The 4260-nt window shown below is 42.4% G+C and carries 6 protein-coding genes; 2 read left to right on the top strand and 4 right to left on the bottom strand.

Going from position 1 to position 4260, the window contains the following annotated elements; genetic code table 11:
* Positions 1-222, top strand: a 222-nt coding sequence (locus QNK26_RS11695; RefSeq protein ID WP_319223132.1) for a hypothetical protein, incomplete at its 5' end; no start/stop codon positions are given.
* A 205-nt stretch (positions 223-427) separates the two neighbouring features.
* On the opposite strand, the gene QNK26_RS11690 is transcribed toward QNK26_RS11695, so the two are convergent.
* From QNK26_RS11690 to QNK26_RS11675, 4 genes are all read right to left on the bottom strand, one after another.
* A complete protein-coding gene (locus QNK26_RS11690; RefSeq protein WP_319223130.1) occupies positions 428-595 on the bottom strand; it encodes an SEC-C metal-binding domain-containing protein in 168 nt (55 codons plus the stop codon).
* Positions 596-694: 99 nt separating this feature from the next.
* Positions 695-1501, bottom strand: coding sequence for a RecX family transcriptional regulator (locus QNK26_RS11685; protein WP_319223129.1), 807 nt, complete (start codon positions 1499-1501; stop codon positions 695-697).
* Positions 1502-1584: 83 nt separating this feature from the next.
* Entirely contained in the window at positions 1585-1938 is a 354-nt protein-coding gene (locus QNK26_RS11680; protein WP_319223128.1) for a YkgJ family cysteine cluster protein, read from the bottom strand.
* 15 nt (positions 1939-1953) lie between these two features.
* Positions 1954-2823, bottom strand: coding sequence for an MYG1 family protein (locus tag QNK26_RS11675; RefSeq protein ID WP_319223126.1), 870 nt, complete (start codon positions 2821-2823; stop codon positions 1954-1956).
* 252 nt (positions 2824-3075) lie between these two features.
* Between QNK26_RS11675 and QNK26_RS11670 the strand changes: the two genes are divergently transcribed.
* On the top strand, positions 3076-4260 hold a 1185-nt coding region (locus QNK26_RS11670; RefSeq protein ID WP_319223125.1), incomplete at its 3' end, for a glutamine synthetase.

Genomic DNA, 4260 nt, shown 5'->3' with positions numbered 1-4260 from the left:
AAAAGTGGTTCAACTCCAACAACTACAATCGGTTATCTAAATCTTAACAACCAAAAAGTTCTAGGTACACGTGGTATTAAAGGCAATGATCATTGCCAAAGTTCATATAAATTAGAATGCCAAAGTGAACCGTGTGGTCATGTGTATGGCTCAAATGGAACTGATAACTTTCAGCGAAAGTGCCCAAATTGTCAAAATGGTATGCCTGGTATTAAGTATTAGATACGTGTGAATTAGTTTAAGGTGTGGTCAGTAGGTGGACTGTGGATATAGTAACTTACTATTTTTCATGGGGTTAGAAGTGAAAAAAAACCTCCCTAAGGAGGCTTTTTTAGTACTATTTATAATTTTAGTACTATTTAATACTGATGACGTCGTTAGTACGTCTACTCATTTCGTCACAAGTACTATTTAATAAAGCGGGTGATTATTTACCACAACACTTCTTAAATTTCTTACCGCTGCCACATAAGCAAGGATCGTTACGACCTACTTTAGCGCCTTCTCTTACGATTGGAGCTTGTGGTGCGTGACCATGATTACAGCCCGGACCGTGTACGTGACCTTCTTCGCCGTGTGCGTGTTGGTTTGTCATTGTTTATTCCTTGATTGTATTTTACTACGTCATTATTTGTGCTGAAATTGTATAACAAAGTTTATCGGTGTAGTTAACGTTATTATAACTGCTGTTATATTAATCAGTTGGATTGAGCGCTTCTTTGATCTGATCGGAGTCGAAGCCTTTACCAGACAGGTATGCGTAGGCCTTTGATTTGCCGACGCTGCTGCTAATATCGAGGCGTTTTTTATGTAATACATCTAAGCAGCTTTGATAAAAGTCGATATCACCAGCCTCTTCAAGTTGATCGATTAGGTTATCAAAGTCTTCAACGTCAATTAGTTTTCTACGCAATTCATTGAGTATCACCCGCTTGCCTTTGCCTTTACGATACAACTTCATGGTTTCTTTACTCAAGTCTGCCTTTTCGGCTTTTACCTCGAGCTTACTTCTTAAGGTGTCTTTGGCGGGATGCATCGCTAGGGCATGGTCAATTTCGGCGCGTGAAAAACCTTTGGTGGTAAACTGAGAATAGACTTTTTCTTTGGTTGTCGAATGAAAGGTTTGAAATGAATTGCTTAATCGTGAAGCGGCGAGTGCGAATTGATCAATATCTTCATCATACATAACTTGTTCGATGGCTTCTGCGACTTCTTTTTGACCTACGCCTCGGGCGCGTAATTTACGCGTTATTGCTGATTTACCATGCTCGTTGTTAAACGCTGACTCCGCAAAACGCACTGCAAAGTCAAAGTCGCTTTTGATGTACCCCTTACCAATGAGGTCGGCTAATACCGTTTCTATCCAATCTTGATTTTCTGTTTTACGTTCAAGTTTGGTGCGAATTTCGGCAATAGTGTAGTCTTGTTGAGCTAAATGCCAGTATGCCGAGTTGTAGACATTGTCGATCGACTTCGCTTGTCTGAGTTCTTTTTGCAGCATGTATTTAGCCTACCTGTAACATATTGTGTTGTGCAATTATGGCTTAGCGTTATTACACTAAGCCTGAACTGGATATAAATAACTTACACCAATACTTGTCGTGTGGTTGCGATGTAGTGATGGATCTGACTCTCAACTTTTGGGTTGATCATCTCTTTCGGTCTACAGCTATTTGGACAAGCCATATTTGGTGTTGTACCAAACAATCGGCAAATCAATGGTCGCTCTTCATATACCTTACAACCTTTAGGGCCTAGGTGTACGCAGTTCCACTCATTTAATGCCGCGTCATGTTCGGCGTCAGTTTTATATGGCAGGCGCGACATTTCTTCTGCGGAAGTGGTTACCGGCCCGCAACAATCGTGACAACCTTCCACACATTCGAACGTTGGAATACGCTCGCGCAGAATTGCGATGATCTCTGCATCTTCGTTCATTAATACCTACTTTTATTATGCTTGAAGTGCCATTTCTGCCATTTTCATTGTGCTTGCAAATGACTCTGCGCCCGCAATAAACAAACCATTATGGCAAAACATGACATCATCAAGACCGGTTACGTCTTTAAGTTCTTCACCAGATAAGCCGGCCCATGGTTTAGGTAGCGATTTTCTGTCTTCGAATGAACCGAGTTCAACAGGTACTGCTTGCACTATCCATTTACCAGACTGCGATGGATAAACCATAAATAAGGCTTTTGGTGCTAAGGCTAGCACTGTTGTTTTCCACGGCGTATATTGCTCTAATATAATAACTCTTGGATCTTCTGCATTATCAATCGCTTTCGCGACAATATCTTTGGCGTTAATGCCGCCAGCTGCAGAGGCAATAAAACGAGTTAAAATGCGCGATGCAAAAGCTACCGCCTCATCAAAACAGCTATCAAAGTCACCATCTTCTTGCCAAGTCGGGTTAAACATTGAGATCGTGCGACTAAGGCTAATACCTTGAGCAACACCTTCAACATGACCACAATCGATGGCATCAATCGTAGATACTAGACCGGTATCAACCGCATCAGCTATTTCTTGATTACCCTGGCATATTTCTAAGCCATATTTCTGCCAAATTAAACCAAATGAAGAGTAGGGAATACCATTTTCACGCTGACCTGCGCCACCACGTTGATGATGATCAAAGCGACCAGTATCCGGATCATATTCACCACCGACATCAAGCACAATATCTGCTTCGCCGATCAGTTCTAAATCACGTGTGCGGATCAGGTTAAAAGAAGGAAAAATGTGCTTCAATGCAGCGATACTGAAAACATCATCTGCATGAAAATTACCGTTGTGTGTTGCTATCGTTTTATCAGTCATTTGTTTGGCATCATATTAGAAGGTAAAAGAGGTGTTTTTACTGTTATGGAGATATTTAATAAGTAAAAATCGTATGCTGGATTCTATACGAAGACAGCTAACAAAAATAGCTGATTTTTAATAACCAGATTTAAAATACTCCCTATACTAAGAATGATACTGTCACATATTCTGTTACTTTACAAAGAGTCAGCAGAAACGTACGCCACTATCAAGCATGGCCGACTTGGCTTTGTAATATAAGGATGTATTATGCTAAACCCAAGAGAAGTCAAGACGGTTGCCGATGCCAAGCATATTATCGAACAACGCGGTTTAAGCCATGTCAAAGTAGGTCTTTTTGACGCCGACGGTATCATGCGCGGCAAGTATATGAGTAAAAAGAAATTCTTCTGTTCTCTCGACAGTGGTTTTTCTTTTTGTGATGTAGTTTTAGGCTGGGACTCAAAAGATCAGCTTTACGATAATGTTGAATATACCGGTTGGCATACAGGTTATCCCGATGCACCCGTACGTATTTTACCTGAGACTTGCCGTGATCTGCCTGCCGAAGGCGATATGTTGTTATTTATTGCCGAGTTTAGCCAGCGTGCTGAAGCGGTTTGTCCTCGCAGTACATTACGCCGAGTATTAGCGCGTGCCGAGCAGATGGGGTTTAAGGCTACAGCGGCATTTGAATATGAATTCTTCATGTTTAAAGAAACACCAGAATCAGTGAGAGAAAAAGGCTATAAGAACCTCACGCCACTGACCCCTGATTTTTTTGGTTACTCCATCATCCGTAATTCAGTACACGCTGATTTACATCATCAAATCATGGCGCTTGGGGAGGAGATGGATTTCCCATTAGAGAGTCTACATACCGAAACCGGTCCGGGTGTATTAGAAGCGGCCATTGCTTATGATGGCGCGCAAGATGCTGCCGATAAAGCCGCCTTATTCAAAACCTTTATTAAAGTTTGGGCACAGCGCAATGGGTTGATGGCGACCTTCATGGCGAAATGGTCAGCGGATTTTCCGGGACAAAGTGGTCACATCCATATCTCGTTGCAAGACAAATTTGGTAAGGCGGTTTTTCATGATCCCAATAATGAGTACAACATCAGTGATACCCAACGTCACTTCCTGGCTGGTCAGCAAAAATACATGCCGGAATTTTTATCGATGATAGCCCCCACAGTGAACAGTTATAGCCGTATGGTACCGGGATTATGGGCGCCGCTTGATGCGACTTGGGGCGTTGAAAATCGCACAACTGCATTGCGGGTTATTCCAGGCTCGGAAAAATCGCAGCGTATTGAGTATCGTCTAGGCTCTGCGGATGCGAATCCTTACCTTGCTCTCGCAGCTGCATTAGCATCGGGACTTATGGGCATAGAGCAGAAGTTAGAACCGCACCCGCAAGTGAAAGGTAATGCGTATGAGCAAGACCATCCA

The organism is Moritella sp. (genome assembly GCF_033791185.1).
Lineage (GTDB): Bacteria > Pseudomonadota > Gammaproteobacteria > Enterobacterales > Moritellaceae > Moritella.
Note: the sequence above shows the minus strand (reverse complement) of the source record. Positions and strands in the feature narration are given on the sequence as shown.

What these genes read in the sequence shown, in the direction of transcription:
- QNK26_RS11680 (WP_319223128.1), bottom strand. Translation starts at nt 1,938, where the DNA reads ATGAACGAAGATGCAGAGATCATCGCAATTCTGCGCGAGCGTATTCCA.
- QNK26_RS11690 (WP_319223130.1), bottom strand. Translation starts at nt 595, where the DNA reads ATGACAAACCAACACGCACACGGCGAAGAAGGTCACGTACACGGTCCG.
- QNK26_RS11675 (WP_319223126.1), bottom strand. Translation starts at nt 2,823, where the DNA reads ATGACTGATAAAACGATAGCAACACACAACGGTAATTTTCATGCAGAT.
- QNK26_RS11685 (WP_319223129.1), bottom strand. Translation starts at nt 1,501, where the DNA reads ATGCTGCAAAAAGAACTCAGACAAGCGAAGTCGATCGACAATGTCTAC.